Here is a 16,606-nt window from a genome sequence, read left to right as displayed (position 1 = left end):
TGTCAGCGGCCCTCCGCGTCCGACCCTGGGGCTGATGCTCCGAAGATCTTGATGTAGATGAACGCGATGACGGCGACCGAGGCGAAGATCAACACGCTGATCGCCGAACCCAACCCGAGATTGAAGGCCTTGAACAGGTTGTCGTAACCCAGGATCGACACCGAACCGGTATTGTTCGCCCCGCCGGTCAGCACATAGATGTTGTCGAAGATCCGGAACGCGTCGAGGGTGCGGAACAACAACGCCACCAGGATGGCCGGTTTCATCAGGGGCAGAGTCACTTTGACCAGCCGCTGCCACACACCCGCACCGTCGACCTGGGCGGCGTTGAGCAGTTCCTGCGGCACCAGAGCCAGTCCGGCCAACAGCAGCAGGGCCATGAAAGGCGTGGTCTTCCACACCTCGGCCAGCACCACGATCGCCAGCGACGGCAGCTGCTCGGTCAGCGGTGCGCTGCCATCGGGCAGCAGGTTGGCCAGGTATCCGGTGCCCGGGGTCCACGCGTAGTACCAGCTGTAGGACGCCGCCACGGTGACTATGCCGTACGGGATCAGCACCGCGGTACGCACCACGCCCTTGCCAAAGATGGTGCGGTGCATGACAAGTGCCAGCGCCATGCCGAGCACGAACTCGATCGCCACCGATACCACCGTGATCCCCAGCGTCACCGCGAACGCGGTCCACCAGTACCGGTCGGTGAGGATGGTCAGGTAATTCTCCAACCCGACGAACGCGGTGTCGCCGGGGGCGGCCAGGTTGTACCGCTGCAGGCTCAGCCATACCGCGTACCCGATCGGATAGGCCGTGACCGCAAGCATCAGGATCACCGCGGGCGCGATGAGAGCGAAGGCCAGCCGGCTCTCCGATCGGCGGTCGTCGGTTCGGCCCGGCGATGCGGTTGCGGTTGCCCGGGTCACGGGATCAGCCCCTTGCCGTCGATAGCCTTCTGCACCTGCGTGGCCAACTCGTCGGCGGTCCGCTCCGGGTCGATCGCGGTGACCGGGGCCAGTGTCGCCGACATCCGTGTCGACACCGCCTGGTACACCGGGGTGGCCGGGCGCACCGCGGCATCACGGAGCTGTTCCCGGATCACGGCGTACTGCGGGTACTTGGCCTGGAAGGCAGGGTCATCGTAAAGGGATTCTCGCACCGCGGGCAGGCCGCCCTCGACCGATGTGTAACGCTGGTTGTCGATGTTGCGCAAGCAGCGGATGGCTTCGAAAGCTTCGGCTTTGTGCTGGCTGGTGGCGGCTACCGCGAGGTTGAGGCCACCGATGGTCACCTTCGCCGGTTCACCGTCGCGAACGGCCGGGTAGTTGGCGAAGCCGAAGACCTTCTTGCTGGCGTCGTAGGCCGCCTCGAACTGTTCGTCGTCGGGCGAGAAGGTGCCGAGGTCGTTGATGGCGCGTCTGAGGTCGGCGCGTTCGTTGAGCGGCAGGAACTTCACCCCGCCCTTGACCGCGTTCTCCAACAGCGAGGGCAGCACAAACGGCCAGTTCACCTCAAGAGCGGCCTTGCCCTGCTCGAGCGCCAAGCGGGCGGTGCCCTCGTCGGTCTGAGTCACCGACGGATCCGCACCGGGTGCGGTGGCGACAGACTTCATGATCTGCAACGCCTTCACCGTCGCGGCGCGATGCTCGGGCGTATCGGTGAGGGTCACGGTCTTACCGTCGTCCGAGAGCACCTGCCCGCCCGCGCTCACGAGCAGCGTGTTGAACCACACCACCAAGCCCTCGTATTGCTTGGCCTGCACCGCGATCCAGCTCGGTTTCCCGGCCGCGTGCAGGCGCGTAGCCTCTGCCACCATGCCGTTCCAGGTGCTGGGCGGTTTGTCCATCAAATCGGCTCGGTACCACAGCAATTGGGTATTGGTGGTGATCGGTGCGGCGTACAGCTTGCCCTGCCAGCGAGCGGTCTGCAGCGGGCCGGCCAGGGTGTTCTGGGTGGCATCCGATTCCGCCTTGCCTGCCGGATCGTCGGATAGTGGCACCGCCCAACCGGCTTCGGCGAATTCTGCGGTCCACACCACGTCGAGCGCCATCACGTCGAGCGACCTGTCGTTGCCCGTGAGCCGCCGGGCCAGCTGCAGCCGTTGGTCGTCAGCGCCTTTCGGCAGACTGACCTGCTTGATGGTGAACCGGCCGCCGAGTTCGGAGTTGCAACGCTTGGCAACGGCCGTGAACGTGGCCATCTCGTTCGCCGGTGTGTAGTAGTTGATGACCACACCGCTGCCAGACGCTCCGCAGGCAGATACGGTCGTGGCCGCCGTCAACGCGGCAACTGCCGCAGCACACAGCCGCCGAGCGCGCACCGCTGGGCCTCCCGTCCAACTCCAGGTCGCCGCCGGGGCGACTTCGGGCGGGAACCGCCCGCGCGCAAACCGTAGAGCCAATTACGCACGATGTGCAACACTTTCGGCACACGCGCGTGTCGCAATCGTGATCTGGGAACTTTGCCACGCTGCCTGTCAGCGATGGCGTAGCGGGCTCAGATCTTCAAGCGTGCCAGCAGATCCCGGCCTTGTTCGGCACTCTGCGGATCGCACAACACGTCGTAGCGGCCGGCGACCAGCTGCATGGTCGAACTGAAATCTCTTGTGCCGCGAGCCATCGCGTACGGTATCGCCGACGTGATCAGTCCGAAGAAGACACCGGCGACCAGACCCGTCAGCAACGCGCTCCACGGATTGGGACTGAAAAAGCCCAGGATCAGGCCGATGAACAGGCCCAACCAGGCGCCCGAAAGCACACCGCCACCGAGCACCTTGGGCCAGCTCAGCCGCCCGGTGACCCGTTCGACCTGCATAAGGTCGACGCCGACCAGAGTCACCTGCTGAACCGGGAACTGTTGGTCGGACAGATAGTCCACCGCGCGCTGCGCCTCGGCATAGGTCGGGTAGGAGCCGATCGGCCATCCCTTGGGTGGGGTGGGCAACGCACCGCGCAGCGGTGCGCCTCGTGTCGCACCGGCTGCCGGCCCTGATTGGAATGGGCTCGTCATCGATCTTCACTCTCCTGTCGTACAGCGGCCGATCTGCCGACTGCTCTTGTTACAGCAACGTTCCCCGCCCACAAAAGGTGCCTCGCAATGACGTGACCTTCGCCTTCTCAGCCGTGCGCTAGGTTGATCAGCATGACAAACCCGGACGGCTATGCAGGCGAAACGCCTCCATCGGAGCCCAGTGCCTTGCCGTCAGAACCGTTGTCGAGCGGCTATGAACCACCTCCGATCGAGCAATCCAAGGATCTGCCGCGGGCCGACGAAGCGCAACCGTCTTATGAGGTGCCGCCGATCGATTACCCGTCGAGTTATCCCTCATATCCGGCACCTCCGGAGATACCGGCCGGCTATGGAGCGCCGTACCCGCCACCACCACCGCCATTTCCGCCCTACGGCGGCGTACCCGGTTATCCGCCGCCGGGCTATCCACCGAGTACCCCGTACGGCGCACCGGGGTATGCGGGAGCCGACGGTTATCCGATCCTCGGTTACGGCGGCTACGGCGGACCTGCCCCGGGCACCAACAACAGCCTGGCCATCGGATCCCTGGTGGCCTCCGTGCTCGCGGTGCCGCTGATGTTCCTCTGCTTCAGCGGGTTCGCAGCGTCGATCGCGGGCGTCGTCATGGGCATCATCGCGCTCAACCAGATCAAGCAGTCCGGCCAGGGCGGCCGCGGCCTGGCCATCGCCGGAATCGCAGTGGGAATAGCGGTGCCGCTGCTGGCCATCGTGGTCTTCATCATCATCGTCGCGGCCTCACCAAGCTCTACCTATTGACTCAGCTCGGCGGCTGAAAGGGCTGGGCCTGTCGCGTCATCCCGGCCGCCCGGCCCTTGCCCGCGACCACCAGCGCCATCTTGCGGCTGGCCTCGTCGATCATCTCGTCACCGAGCATCACTGCTCCGCGTCCGCCACCGGCCCCTGAGGTGTGCCACTCATAGGCCTCGAGGATCAACTCAGCGTGATCGTAATCGGCCTGGCGCGGGCTGAAGATCTCGTTGCCCGCGTAGATCTGGTCCGGATGCAACACCCACTTGCCGTCATACCCGAGCGCCGCCGAACGGCCGGCGACCCGCCGGAATCCGTCGACATCACGCACCTTCACGTACGGTCCGTCGATCGCGTTCACACCCCGGGTGCGCGCGGCGATCAGGATCCGCATCATGACGTGGTGGTGGGCGTCGCCGATGTCGTAGCCCTCCGGCTGCCCGCCGACCTCCAGGGTGCGCATGTTGAGGCTGGCCGCCATGTCACCGGGACCCAACACGAGTGCCTGCACTCGCGGGCCCGCCGCGATGGCGTCGACGTTGGTCAGGCCCTGTGCGTTCTCTATCTGCGGCTCGATTCCGATGCGGCCGACGGGCAGGCCGTGCGTCTTCTCCAGCTGGGTCAGCAGCAGATCCAGCGCTTGGACGTGTGCCACCTCGGTCACCTTGGGCAGCACGATCAGATCGAGAACGGCGTCCGCGCGGGCCACCTCGGTGACCACCTCGATCACGTCGGCATGCGTCCACGGTGTCGTCCAGTCGTTGACCCGCACCCCCCGCAGCTGGCCGGCCCAGCCGTCCTCGGCCAACGCCGCGGCCACCCGGGTGCGCGCCTGCGCCTTGGCGTCGGGCGCGACGGCATCCTCCAGGTCGAGGAACACCTCGTCGGCGGGCAGGCTTTTGGCCTTCTCGATCATCCTGGTGCTGCTGCCGGGAACGGACAGACAGGTTCGACGGGGCCGATACAGGTTGTCCACGACCTCACTCTCTACCCTTTGACCCATGGCGGCCGTGAACAGGGTCTACGCAGCCCGGCTCGCGGGCATGGTCGTGCTGGGCCCCGATGGGGAGTCCATCGGCCGTGTCCGTGATGTGGTGATCAGCATCAGTATCGTGCGCCAGCAGCCCCGCGTTCTCGGGCTGGTGGTCGAATTGCTCACGCGGCGAAGAATTTTCGTACCGATCCTGCGGGTGACCGCGATCGAGCCCGGCTCGGTGACCCTGGCCACGGGCAGCGTGTCGGTGCGCCGCTTCGCCCAGCGGCCCGGTGAGGTGCTGGTGCTCGGCCAAGTGGTGGAGACCCGCGTGCGGGTGGACGATCCGGACCTTCCGCAGCTCGCCGGTACCGACGTCGTGGTAACCGATCTCGGCATCGAGCAGACCCGCACCAGGGACTGGATGGTCACCCGGGTCGCGGTACGCCAGCAACGTCGACTGGGCCGGCGCAGCAATATCCACGTGGTGGACTGGCAGAACGTCCAGGGGCTCACCCCGTCCGGGCTCGCGATGCCGGACCAGGGTGTCGCGTCGTTGCTGGAGCAGTTCGAGGGGCAGCGGCCCGTGGAGGTGGCCGAGGCGTTGCGCGAGCTACCCGCCAAGCGCCGCTACGAGCTGTTCCGCGCACTCGACGACGAACGTCTGGCGGACGTGCTGCAAGAGCTGCCCGAGGACGAACAGGCCCAGGTGCTGGGGCAACTCAACACCGAACGGGCGGCCGACGTACTCGAGGCGATGGACCCTGACGACGCCGCGGACCTCCTGGGCACCTTGACCCCGGCCGACGCCGAGGTGCTGCTGGGCCGCATGGACCCCGAGGACTCCGAGGACGTGCGACGGCTGCTGTCACACTCGCCGGACACCGCGGGCGGTTTGATGACCTCCGAACCGATCGTGCTGGCCCCGGACACCACCGTGGCCGAGGCCCTGGCGCGAGTGCGCGACCCGGACCTGACGCCCGCGCTGGCGTCGCTGGTATTCGTCACCCGGCCGCCGACCGCCACCCCGACGGGCCACTACCTGGGCTGTGTACATCTGCAGCGGCTGCTGCGCGAGCCGCCGGCCGCGCTGGTCAGCGGCATCGTCGACACTGATCTGCCCAATCTCGGTCCCGAGGATCCGCTGGCCGTGGTCACCCGCTACTTCGCCGCGTACAACCTTGTGTGCGGTCCGGTCGTCGACGAGGAGAACCATCTGCTCGGCGCGGTATCGGTCGACGATGTGCTGGATCACCTGCTCCCTGACGACTGGCGTGAGAGCGAAGAACCCACCCTGCCGGTGACGGGCTCATGAGCGACCTGTCGGCGCGTCAGCGGCTGGACACCCCGCGCACCACGCGCGGCTTCCGGTTTCACGTCGACATCGAGGCAGTGGGCCGGTTCAGTGAGTCCATCGCACGGTTCCTGGGCACCGGGCGCTATCTGACCATCCAGACGGTCATCGTGGTGGTCTGGATCGCGCTGAACCTGGTATCCATCAAGCTGCAGTGGGACCCGTACCCGTTCATCCTGCTCAACCTGGCATTCTCCACCCAGGCCGCCTATGCGGCCCCGCTGATCCTGTTGGCGCAGAACCGGCAGGAGAACCGTGACCGGGTGGCCCTGGAGGAAGACCGGCGGCGGGCCGAGCAGACCAAGGCCGACACCGAGTTCCTGGCCCGTGAGCTGGCGGCGTTGCGCCTTGCGGTCGGCGAAGTCGCCACCCGCGACTATCTGCGTCGCGAATTGGAGGAACTCCACGAGGCGATCAACGGGTTGCAAAAGCGGGCTAAACGCAGTGGTCGATCCGGCAAAGCCGACGACTCGGAGCGGGCCGCCAAATCCAGTGATGCCGTCAGTGAACGATTGTCACAACAGAAACAAACGGACTAGGTATGGTGACGTGGTTCACATCTGTTAGTCGGCCGAAATCGACGTCAGGACGGGTTAGTGCGCATAGGGGGAGGTGCGGCTTTCATAGTCGCCGCTCGACGCCGACTTGATCGGCTGGCGCCTGCCGCTGCATCTTCCAGCCCACGCGTGCGCGCCATTCTGGGCGTTGCGGCACTGTCCCCCATCATCCTGGCCGGCGTGGTCGGCGCGTCGGGACCGGTACCGGTCAGCAATGTCCGCGACGCCGCGATCACCCCGCTTGCCGCCGTCGAACCCTCGCCCGACCGGTCCGGCCCCGCGGTGATCGCCGCGGCGAAGGCGCCGACGATGTTCCACATCGCTACCGCGACGACGTCCGCTCCCCCACCCGCAATCGTGGTGAATTCCCCAGGTGCCCTTGGTATTCCGTCGATCGCACTGGCGGCGTACCGCAACGCCGATCGGATGATGGCGGCAGCTGTCCCCGGCTGCGGCGTCAGTTGGAACCTGCTGGCCGGTATCGGGCGGATCGAGTCCGGGCATGCCAACGGCGGTGCCACCGATATCCGCGGAACCGCGGTGCGCCCGATCTACGGTCCCACGCTGGACGGCACGCTGCCCGGCAACGAGATCATCGTGCAAAGCGCCCAGGCCGGCCGAATCACCTATGCCAGGGCCATGGGCCCCATGCAGTTCCTGCCCGGAACCTGGGCCAGGTTCGCCTCTGACGCGGACGGCGACGGCAAGGCCGACGTGCAGAATGTTTTCGACGCGTCGCTGGCCGCGGCGCGGTACCTGTGCGCCGGTGGGCTCAACCTGCGCAATTCAGCACAGGTGATGACCGCGATTCTGCGTTACAACAACTCGGTCGCCTACGCCCAGAACGTCATGGGCTGGGCGGCGGCTTACGCCACCGGCGTGGTGCCGGTGAACCTGCCCCCGATCACCGGGACCATCCCGCCCATCGGCGACGCGCACCTGGACAATCCCGAAGGTCTCGGCCCCGGGCTGCCGGTCAATGCCACAGGCCTGCCACCCGGCGATCCGATGGCACTCATCCCAGTTCTCGGCGGTGGTGACACCGCGGCGCGGCTGACGGGCGCCGACGTGCCCGGCTTTGCGCCAGGGCAGGTGCTCGGTCCGCTGCCCGGGCCCGCGCAGGCCCTCCCCGCTCCCACACCCGCAGCCCCGCCGCCGTGGATACCGCCGTGGGAGCAGCCACCGCCTAAACCCACCTGCATGGTGTTCTGCCTGACAGACCACCAGCCGCCGGCACCGGCTGCCGCTCCGGAGCATGGACCCGGCGCTCCCCTGCCCGCCGCGCCGCCGGGCGGTCCGATGCCGCCTGTGCTCGGTCCCGCACCGGGCCCGGCCTGACGCCGGAATCGGCGCGTTTGAAGGCAGCCGTAGACTCTGCGGTGATGTCTGAATCTGCCACTGAGCTGCACACGGCGATCCGCGCCGCCTTGGCCAAGGTGATCGACCCCGAGCTGCGTCGTCCCATCACCGAAGTCGGCATGGTCAAGAACGTCACGGTCGAGCCCGACCATGGGGTGCACGTCGAGATCTACCTGACCACCGCGGCCTGCCCGAAGAAGACCGAGATCACCGATCGCGTCACCAAGGCCGTCAGCGACGTCCCCGGCACCGGTGCGGTCAAGGTGAGTCTCGACGTCATGAACGACGAGCAGCGCGCCGAACTGCGCAAGCAACTCCGCGGCGATTCCCGCGAGCCGGTGATCCCGTTCGCCCAGTCCAGCTCGTTGACGCGGGTGTATGCCGTGGCCTCCGGCAAGGGTGGAGTCGGCAAGTCCAGTGTGACCGTCAATCTCGCCGCTGCGATGGCTGCCCGCGGCCTGTCGGTCGGGCTGCTCGACGCCGACATCTACGGGCACTCGGTACCCCGGATGATGGGCACCGCCGACCGGCCCACCCAGGTCGACTCGATGATCCTGCCGCCGGTCGCCCACGACGTGAAGGTCATCTCGATCGCGATGTTCACGCGGGGCAACACCCCCGTGGTGTGGCGTGGTCCCATGCTGCATCGCGCGCTACAGCAGTTCCTGGCCGACGTGTACTGGGGCGACCTCGACGTACTGCTACTGGACCTGCCGCCCGGCACCGGTGACGTCGCGATCTCTGTGGCACAGCTGATTCCCAGCGCGGAGATCCTCGTGGTGACCACACCCCAGGCGGCTGCGGCCGAGGTTGCCGAACGCGCCGGCGCGATCGCCGTCCAGACCCGTCAGCGCATCGCCGGTGTCGTGGAGAACATGGCCGGAATGGTGCTGCCCGACGGCACCACCCTGCAGTTGTTCGGTGAGGGCGGGGGCCGTCAGGTGGCCGAATCGCTCACACGCACCGTGGGCGCCGACGTCCCGCTGCTGGGTCAGGTTCCCATCGATCCACTGCTGGTGTCCGCGGGCGACGACGGTGTCCCGCTGGTGTTGTCCGCGCCCGACTCACCCGCAGCCCAGGAACTGCGCAAAGTCGCCGATGCCCTCTCCAGCCGCAAACGCGGTCTGGCTGGGATGTCGCTCGGCCTGGATCCGGCTGGTCGCTGACCAACAGAAGCGCAGGTTCGGGCCCCTCGCTCAGGTGGCGTCGGGGTCGAACACCGTCCCACTCGGCTTCTGCTGGAGCGGAGCCGGGGGCGATGCCGGCGGCAATGGCTCGTGTGCCTGCTTGTCGTCGAACTTTTTGTCGTCGAACTTTCCGGTGAGGAACGAGTCGTCACCATCGAGCAGGTGTTTGGCGATGGCCGCGCGCGGCGTCATACCCCGCAACTTCTGCAGCTCAGCCAAAGGTTCACGCAGGTCTTCGAACTCCGGACCGAGGTCTTCACGCAGTTGGCTGGTGGCACCGCTGACGTAGTCACGGACCTGGCGCAGTGCGCCAGAGGTCCAGCGGATCGCACCGGGGAGACGTTCCGGGCCGAGAATCACCAGGCCGGCGATCACCAGCACGAGCATCTCGCCCCACCCGATGTTGGCGAACACGATTTACTGCTTTTTCTGGTCGTCGCCGACAGGCGTGATCATGAGGGTGAGCGGACGACCTTCGCGGAGCACCTCGATGGGAACTTCCTGGCCGACGTTCAACTGGCGCACCGCGACCACGAACTCGTCACCGTCAGCCACCTTGCGGTCGCCGATCTTGACCACGACGTCGTTCTCCAGGATTCCGGCCTTCTCAGCGGGGCTGCCCGGACTCACATCGCTGACCTTGGCCCCCGACGCCACACTGTTGCTCACCGAAACCGCGGTCAGCCCCAGCGACGGGTGCACGATCTTGCCGTCCTCGATCAGCTTCTCGGCGACCCGCTTGACCTCGTTGACCGGGATCGCGAAGCCGAGCCCACTGGCACTGTCGGACAAGGACTTTCCTGCGGTGTTGATCCCAATGACCTCGGAGTCCATGTTGATCAGCGGGCCACCGGAGTTGCCGTGGTTGATCGACGCGTCGGTCTGCACACCGTCGATCACGGTGTCGGTGTCAGAGCCCTCTCCGGACAGCGGCACCGGCCGGTGCAACGCGCTGATGATGCCGTGCGTGACGGTGCTGCGCAGTCCGAGCGGGGCACCTGCCGCGATCACTTCCTGACCGACCTGCAGCTTCTCCGAATCGCCCATGCGGGCCACGGTCAGGTGGTCGACATTGTCGACTTTGAGCACCGCGATGTCAGACTTGGGATCACGGCCGACCAGCCGGGCAGGCACGACGGTGCCGTCGTTGAACACGACGCTGAGCTGGTATTCGGCGGGTTTGGCAGCGGCGTCGGAGATCACGTGGTTGTTGGTGACGATGAAACCGGACTTGTCGATCACCACGCCCGAACCCTGGGAGCCATCCGTCTTGCCCTTGGCCTCGATGGTGACCACCGAATCGGCCACCGCGGCGGCGACGGTCGCGAACCGGCCGGCAGGCTGCTCGGGGTTGTTGCCGGTCTCCAGCGTCACCTTCGAGGTGGTGAACGCCTGCACCGTCTCGGCCGTCATCCGGCCCACCACACCGCCGAGCACGCCGACCAGCAGGGCGATCAACCCGAGGGTCGCCAGCGCGAGTATCGAGACTCGGCGGCCGAACAGCACATCGCGCAGGCCCAGCTTGGTGACCGGCTCGGTGCTGACGACCTGTGGCGTCGGCGGCCGTGCCGGGATGCCGAGAGCTACCGCGGCAGCCGGATCCCGCCAGGGGTCGTCGACCTCGTCGTCGCCGTCGGCGTCCCGCTCAGCCTCCAACGCGCCGGCGTCGGCAGGGTGGCGTTGCAGTGAGTACTCACCGGTACGCCCGAAGGCCTCGGCCAACACGGGATCGGGCGGCTGATCCTTCGGTGTGTATTCGCCTTGATCCTGATACTTCGCGGCGCCGAGAAAGGCTCCGTCGACACCGGCCGGTCGCCCAAATGCACGTTGCGATGCCGGGTCGACGGGGGGCCGTTGGACAGCACGGGGCGCCAAGCGGTCATTGTGGCCGGGCTGATCCTGGTTGGCCAACGGGGTACCACTCTCTAATCGGAGCGCCGCCGCAGCCAGATAGCCGGCGCGGGACACTAACTCGCGTCTTGGTCTAGCCTACCGGCGCTTGCGCCGAGCCCGAGTCGGGTCGTCAGCAAACTCCTCTTGCTCCGGCCACTCGGCAGATTGCTGCGGCGCATGGTGCGGTATCTGCGACAACATGCCCAACAATGTATGAGGAATGGAGATCGGGCACGAGTCCCGCAACGCCGCACGCGCCTGCCACTGAGCGTCCACCTCGGCCGCGCATTCGGGGCACAGGGAGAGATGGTGCGCTGCCCGAAGGTGCGCGGTCATCCGAAGCTCGCCGTCCGCGAATGCCGCAATGGCCTCGGTCGACAGGTGCTCGGTGGACCCGAACTGGCGCGGCGCGCCCACCGGCGCATCGTTCTGGGAGGCAAACTGTGCAGGTAGCCAGGAGAATGCACGACGGAACACATGTCCCGGGTCGACCATCACCCAGCTCCTCTCGGGCACATTTAAACCTCACTAGTGAATGTAGCGCGGGACCCGGCCCGAGGCACTCCCGATTGGTCAGGCGGAGCGAGCAGTTTCCGGAGAGTGTTTGGCGAGGTAGTCGCGCAACGCCTGGCGTCCGCGGTGAATGCGGCTACGGACAGTACCCAGCTTGACGCCGAGCGTCGCGCCGATCTCCTCGTAGGACAGCCCTTCGATGTCGCACAACACCACGGCGGCACGAAACTCGGGAGCCAGCGAGTCGAGCGCGGCTTGCAAGTCTGCACCCAGCCGCGAGTCGTGGTAGATCTGCTCGGGGTTGGGGTCGTCGGCGGGCACACGGTCGTAGTCCTCAGGCAGCGCTTCCATCCGGATCCGGCCGCGTCGCCGCACCATGTCCAGGAACAGGTTCGTGGTGATGCGGTGCAGCCAACCCTCGAAGGTGCCGGGCTGATAATTCTGCAGCGACCGGAACACTCGAATGAAGGTTTCCTGAGTCAGATCCTCGGCATCGTGCTGGTTGCCGGACAAGCGGTAGGCCAGCCGGTAGACCCGGTCGGCGTGTTGGCGCACCAACTCGTCCCAGGACGGCATGGCCGCCTGGTCACCGGTCGCGTCGAAGACGGCGGTACCGGTCAGCTCGTCGGACGCCTGCACCCACTCCCCGTCGGTGAATTGCTCAAGATGAGACATCGACACCGGGGCAGGCTGAGATGTGGTGATCAACTGAGATGCGATGGTCGTCGGTTCCTCCTGCTCACAGACCTCTACGTCGCTAACACGCCGAGCAATCTCATTATTCCAAGCCTGCTCCGCTGAGTGCGGGGGGCGGCCGTGTTCCATGCGAGATACCGTTCCCCATGCCGGTGAGGTGGGTATATGAGCAAACTTAACTTTTCCTGAGAATCACCGCGATATACGTCACAGCCTGGGCAAACCAGTCGATTTTGCGGCGGAATCCCCCGACGCCACGGGCGTGTCGCGACTGCCGCGATGGCGACTGGCCTACGCTGCGGGCATGGTCAGCTCCGACGAGACTCCGGGTCAGCCGCACCCCAGCCACGCCGAGGCGATCGTCACGCACGCCGAACGGTCGATCTCCGAGGACGCGATCGTGGCGGCCGCGCGCGAACGCGCCGTAGACATCGGCGCCGGGGCGGTCACGCCTGCGGTCGGTGCGCTGTTGAGCGTGCTGGCGCGACTCACGGGCGGCCGGGCCGTTGTCGAGGTCGGTACGGGCGCCGGGGTCAGCGGCCTGTGGCTGCTCTCGGGCATGCGTGACGACGGTGTGCTCACCACGATCGACGTCGAACCCGAGCATCTGCGGATCGCCAAGCAGGGCTTCAGCGAGTCCGGCGTCGGACCGGGCCGGACTCGCCTGATCGGCGGGCGTGCCCAGGAGGTGCTGACGCGGCTCGCCGACGAGTCCTACGACCTGGTGTTCATCGACGCCGAGCCAGTCGATCAACCACAGTTCGTGACCGAAGGGGTCCGCCTGCTGCGTCCGGGCGGTGCCATCGTCGTGCATCGCGCCGCGCTCGGCGGACGCGCGGGCGACGCGACCGCTCGCGATGCCGAGGTGACGGCGGTACGCGAAGCGGCCCGGCTCATCGCCGAGGACGAGCGGCTCACCCCCGTGCTGATCCCGCTCGGCGATGGCCTACTTGCCGCCGTGCGCGACTGAGTTTTTCCCCGCACCCTTTTCCCGCGAGCAGACAGCCAGGTACTCGACACGCCGCCTTTGGCGTACCGCCGTGTCTGCTCGCCGTCGGTTGGCGATCTTTACGGATTCCTGACGTGCCACACCTTGACGGTGGGCTGAACGCACGTTTAGCGTACTGAACATGCGTTCAGCACAGGAAGATCGAACGACCACGGCGCGGATCCGCGACGCCGCGATCGACCAGTTCGGCCAACACGGCTTCAGTGTCGGCCTGCGCACCATCGCCGAGGCCGCCGGCGTCAGTGCTGCCTTGGTGATTCATCACTTCGGTTCCAAAGACGGCTTGCGCAAGTCCTGCGACGCCTACGTGGCCGAGGCCATCCGCGACACCAAGTCGGAGTCCATGCAGACTTCCGACCCCGCCGGCTGGCTCACCCAGATGGCCGCGATCGAGTCGTACGTGCCTTTGGTCGCCTACCTGGTGCGCAGCATGCAGTCCGGCAGCGACCTCGCGAAATCGTTCTGGCTGAAGATGGTCGAGAACGCCGAGCAGTACCTCGAAGAGGGCGTGCGTACCGGCATCCTCAAGCCGAGCAGGGACCCGCTCGCGCGAGCCCGCTATCTGGCGATCTGCGGCGGCGGCGCGTTCCTGCTCTACATCCAGATGCACGACAACCCAACAGATCTGCGCAGAGTCCTGCACGACTACGGCGAGGAAATGGTGCTGCCGGCGCTGGAGATCTACACCAACGGACTGATGGCCGATTCCACCATGTACGACGCGTTCCTGGCCCAGCGCGAGAAAGGCATCCCGTTCAGCGGCACCCAGACACAGGCACCGCCAGAACCCCAAGGAGTGTGAGATGCACGCACCCGCAATTGAGATCCAGGGTCTGTCAAAGTCTTTCGGCCGAACCAAAGCGCTCGATGGACTCAACCTGAGTGTTGCGTCCGGCGCCGTCACAGGCTTCCTCGGCCCCAACGGCGCAGGCAAGTCCACCACGATCCGCGTGCTGCTCGGCCTGCTCCGCGCCGACGGCGGAACCGTGCGACTGCTCGGCGGCGACCCGTGGGACGACGCCGTGGCGTTGCACCGCAGGATCGCCTATGTGCCCGGCGATGTCACGCTGTGGCCCAACCTCACCGGCATGCAGGTGATCGACTTCCTGACCAGTCTGCGCGGCAACAACATCGACACTCGCAGGCGCGACCAGCTCATCGAGCGCTTCGAGCTGGATCCGCACAAGAAGTCCAGGACCTACTCCAAGGGCAACCGGCAGAAGGTGGCGATCGTCGCAGCCTTCAGCACCAACGCCGAACTCTACATCCTCGATGAACCCACCTCCGGCCTGGACCCGTTGATGGAGAAGGCTTTTCAGCAGTGCGTCAGCGAGGTCTCCGCCCTTGGCGCCGCGGTGCTGCTGTCCAGCCACATCCTCGCCGAGGTGGAGAAGCTGTGCGACAACGTGACCATCATCCGAGGCGGCCGCACGGTGCGGTCCGGCACGCTGAGCCAGCTGCGTCACCTCATGCAGACCACGGTCCAGGTGCGTACCAGCACCGACGGCCAGGTGCTGCAGCGCATACCGTACGTGCACGATTTCGCTGTCGCCGACGGCCATTACCGTTTCTCGGTCGACCGCTGCGATCTCGACAGCACCATGGTCGAGCTGGCCAGTCTCGGCATCCGGGATCTCTCGGTGACCCCGGCATCGCTGGAAGATCTGTTCCTGCGTGAGTACCAACGGGTGTCGTCATGACCACCCCTGCGCTCGACGCACGGTCGTCGTTCGCCGGTACCGCCGACCTGATGCGGTTGGCGGTCCGCCGCGACCGCGTTCGCCTCGGCGTCTGGATCGCCGTCTTGACGCTGATGATGGTGTACGCGCCCAACACCATCAAGTTCGCCTATCCCGAAGAGCAGCAACGCTTATCGCGCGTGGAACTGCTCAAGACGCCCGCCGGGACCATGTTTGGCGGGCCGATGTTCGGTCACAACGAGACCGACCTCGGCGTCATGATGGCCAATGAGCTGATGCTCACGCTGATCATCGCAACCTCAATACTGGCCATCTCCACCGTGATTCGCCACACGCGGACCGAGGAGGAAAGTGGCGCAGCAGAACTCGTACTGTCCTCGGTGGTCGGCAGGCACGCCCGAACCTGCGCCGCGCTGGCCCTGATCGGGGTGGTCAACGCGGTGCTCGCGGTCACCATGACTGTGGCCATGGCCTCGACCGGTTTTGCCGTCGCCGACACCGCCGCGATGTGCGTAGGCATCACTGCGGTGGCGATGGTGTTCGGCGCGATCGCCGCCGTCACAGCACAGCTGTGGCGAACCGCGCGTACCGCCACCGGGGCCGCGATGGGCACGTTGGCCCTGGCCGCACTGGTGCGCGGCGTCGGCGACGTCATCAACAACTCCGGCAGCGCACTGAGCTGGCTCTCCCCGATCGCCTGGGCCCAACAGATGCGGGCATTCGTAGACCTGCGCCGGTGGCCGCTGGGCATGCTGGTGACGCTGACGATGGCGCTCATGCTGCTCGCCGCGACGTTGGAGACCAGAAGGCAGTACGACGACGGCAATCTGCCGTCCACCCGTGAACGCATGGGCGCGCATCGGATTTCGGGACCGTTCCAACTACACATGACCCTGCAGCGGGGCCCGACCGTCGGCTGGGGTATCGGGCTGTTCCTGGCCGGTTTGGCGTTCGGTTCGATGACGAAATCACTGCTGGACGCTGCGCGGACCAACGAGCTCATCGCCCGGGTACTGGCCTCCCAGGGCAACGACGGCGTCTACACGACCATGACGCAGTTCCTGGCCGCCGCGGCATCGGCCTACGTGGTCTCGACCGTGCTGCGGGTCTACGGGGACGAGCAGGCCGGCCTCGGTGAGGCGGTGCTGGCCGGTGCCGTGTCGAGATGGCGTTGGCTACTCGAGGCGGTGGCGTCAGCCGTGCTCGGCTCGGCAGTTTTGATGCTGCTGGCCGGATTGGGCAACGGCCTGGGTGCCGGCATCGTGCTAGGCGAACCCGCCACCGTCGCACGGTTGACGTTGGCCGGGTTGGGATTCGTGCCGGCCATGGCGGTGTTCGCCGCCGTCGCCGCCCTCGCAGTCGCCCTGCGTCGGCCCTGGATCGGTTGGCTGGCTGTCACTTTCGTCGTCGTCGCGCTCTACCTCGGGGCCCTGCTGCGGCTGCCCCGCTGGCTGCTCGACCTGTCCCCGGTCGGCCGGACCACCATACCCAGCCATACTCCGCTTGCGGCGTTGGCTGTAATGATCGTCGCCGCAACGATATTGACTCTGGTCGCAGGCTGGATCTACCGCCACCGCGACGCCGTGTAGTCGGGAGA

At 66.6% G+C, this 16,606-nt stretch carries 17 protein-coding genes; 9 read left to right on the top strand and 8 right to left on the bottom strand.

What is annotated here, in order from left to right; all coding sequences use genetic code 11:
• Positions 1-2: 2 nt before the first annotated feature.
• The 3 genes from B133_RS0101735 to B133_RS0101725 form a co-directional block, all read right to left on the bottom strand.
• A complete protein-coding gene (locus B133_RS0101735) occupies positions 3-917 on the bottom strand; it encodes a carbohydrate ABC transporter permease (protein WP_018598987.1) in 915 nt (304 codons plus the stop codon).
• Positions 914-2,311, bottom strand: a complete 1,398-nt coding sequence (locus tag B133_RS0101730; protein WP_026255855.1) for an ABC transporter substrate-binding protein — start codon at positions 2,309-2,311, stop codon at positions 914-916. Before B133_RS0101730 ends, B133_RS0101735 begins: the two co-directional genes overlap by 4 nt.
• A gap of 176 nt (positions 2,312-2,487) precedes the next feature.
• The gene (locus B133_RS0101725) at positions 2,488-3,000 is read right to left on the bottom strand and encodes a general stress protein (protein WP_018598985.1); all 513 of its coding nucleotides are present in this window, start codon (positions 2,998-3,000) and stop codon (positions 2,488-2,490) included.
• A 132-nt stretch (positions 3,001-3,132) separates the two neighbouring features.
• Between B133_RS0101725 and B133_RS0101720 the strand changes: the two genes are divergently transcribed.
• Positions 3,133-3,777, top strand: a complete 645-nt coding sequence (locus tag B133_RS0101720; RefSeq protein ID WP_018598984.1) for a DUF4190 domain-containing protein — start codon at positions 3,133-3,135, stop codon at positions 3,775-3,777.
• Between the two features lies 1 nt (position 3,778).
• Here B133_RS0101720 and B133_RS0101715 read toward each other — a convergent pair whose 3' ends face one another.
• Entirely contained in the window at positions 3,779-4,744 is a 966-nt protein-coding gene (locus B133_RS0101715) for a CoA ester lyase (protein ID WP_085974159.1), read from the bottom strand.
• A 25-nt stretch (positions 4,745-4,769) separates the two neighbouring features.
• On the opposite strand from B133_RS0101715, the gene B133_RS0101710 reads away from it, so the two are divergent.
• The 4 genes from B133_RS0101710 to B133_RS0101695 all read left to right on the top strand — a co-directional run bounded on the left by B133_RS0101710 (position 4,770) and on the right by B133_RS0101695 (position 9,177).
• The gene (locus B133_RS0101710; protein ID WP_018598982.1) at positions 4,770-6,056 is read left to right on the top strand and encodes a magnesium transporter MgtE N-terminal domain-containing protein; all 1,287 of its coding nucleotides are present in this window, start codon (positions 4,770-4,772) and stop codon (positions 6,054-6,056) included.
• Positions 6,053-6,634: a DUF1003 domain-containing protein gene (locus B133_RS0101705; protein WP_018598981.1), complete on the top strand. Its 582-nt coding sequence runs from the start codon at positions 6,053-6,055 to the stop codon at positions 6,632-6,634. Before B133_RS0101710 ends, B133_RS0101705 begins: the two co-directional genes overlap by 4 nt.
• Positions 6,635-6,781: 147 nt before the next feature.
• Complete coding sequence (locus B133_RS0101700; RefSeq protein ID WP_018598980.1) at positions 6,782-7,990, top strand: lytic transglycosylase domain-containing protein; 1,209 nt, start codon at positions 6,782-6,784, stop codon at positions 7,988-7,990.
• Positions 7,991-8,034: 44 nt separating this feature from the next.
• Positions 8,035-9,177: an Mrp/NBP35 family ATP-binding protein gene (locus tag B133_RS0101695; RefSeq protein WP_018598979.1), complete on the top strand. Its 1,143-nt coding sequence runs from the start codon at positions 8,035-8,037 to the stop codon at positions 9,175-9,177.
• A 30-nt stretch (positions 9,178-9,207) separates the two neighbouring features.
• Here B133_RS0101695 and tatB read toward each other — a convergent pair whose 3' ends face one another.
• The 4 genes from tatB to sigE all read right to left on the bottom strand — a co-directional run bounded on the left by tatB (position 9,208) and on the right by sigE (position 12,429).
• On the bottom strand, positions 9,208-9,612 hold the full coding sequence (gene tatB / locus B133_RS0101690; protein ID WP_018598978.1) for a Sec-independent protein translocase protein TatB: 405 nt from the start codon (positions 9,610-9,612) through the stop codon (positions 9,208-9,210).
• A gap of 3 nt (positions 9,613-9,615) precedes the next feature.
• Positions 9,616-11,109 (bottom strand): S1C family serine protease, encoded by a 1,494-nt coding sequence (locus B133_RS0101685; protein WP_018598977.1) that lies wholly within the window; start codon positions 11,107-11,109, stop codon positions 9,616-9,618.
• A gap of 78 nt (positions 11,110-11,187) precedes the next feature.
• Complete coding sequence (rseA, locus tag B133_RS0101680) at positions 11,188-11,586, bottom strand: anti-sigma E factor RseA (protein WP_026255854.1); 399 nt, start codon at positions 11,584-11,586, stop codon at positions 11,188-11,190.
• 78 nt (positions 11,587-11,664) lie between these two features.
• Entirely contained in the window at positions 11,665-12,429 is a 765-nt protein-coding gene (gene sigE, locus B133_RS0101675; protein WP_026255853.1) for an RNA polymerase sigma factor SigE, read from the bottom strand.
• A gap of 175 nt (positions 12,430-12,604) precedes the next feature.
• Between sigE and B133_RS0101670 the strand changes: the two genes are divergently transcribed.
• The 4 genes from B133_RS0101670 (at position 12,605) to B133_RS0101655 (ending at position 16,598) form a co-directional block, all read left to right on the top strand.
• Complete coding sequence (locus tag B133_RS0101670; protein ID WP_051088080.1) at positions 12,605-13,270, top strand: O-methyltransferase; 666 nt, start codon at positions 12,605-12,607, stop codon at positions 13,268-13,270.
• A 160-nt stretch (positions 13,271-13,430) separates the two neighbouring features.
• Positions 13,431-14,111 carry a TetR/AcrR family transcriptional regulator gene (locus tag B133_RS0101665; protein WP_018598973.1) on the top strand — a complete coding sequence of 227 codons (681 nt, stop codon included), beginning with the start codon at positions 13,431-13,433 and terminating at the stop codon, positions 14,109-14,111.
• Position 14,112: 1 nt separating this feature from the next.
• Positions 14,113-15,009: an ABC transporter ATP-binding protein gene (locus tag B133_RS0101660; RefSeq protein ID WP_018598972.1), complete on the top strand. Its 897-nt coding sequence runs from the start codon at positions 14,113-14,115 to the stop codon at positions 15,007-15,009.
• The gene (locus tag B133_RS0101655) at positions 15,006-16,598 is read left to right on the top strand and encodes an ABC transporter permease (RefSeq protein ID WP_018598971.1); all 1,593 of its coding nucleotides are present in this window, start codon (positions 15,006-15,008) and stop codon (positions 16,596-16,598) included. Before B133_RS0101660 ends, B133_RS0101655 begins: the two co-directional genes overlap by 4 nt.
• Positions 16,599-16,606 lie beyond the last annotated feature (8 nt).

The sequence above is a fragment of the Mycobacterium sp. 155 genome (assembly GCF_000373905.1).
Classification (GTDB): Bacteria; Actinomycetota; Actinomycetes; order Mycobacteriales; family Mycobacteriaceae; genus Mycobacterium.
Note: the sequence above shows the minus strand (reverse complement) of the source record. Positions and strands in the feature narration are given on the sequence as shown.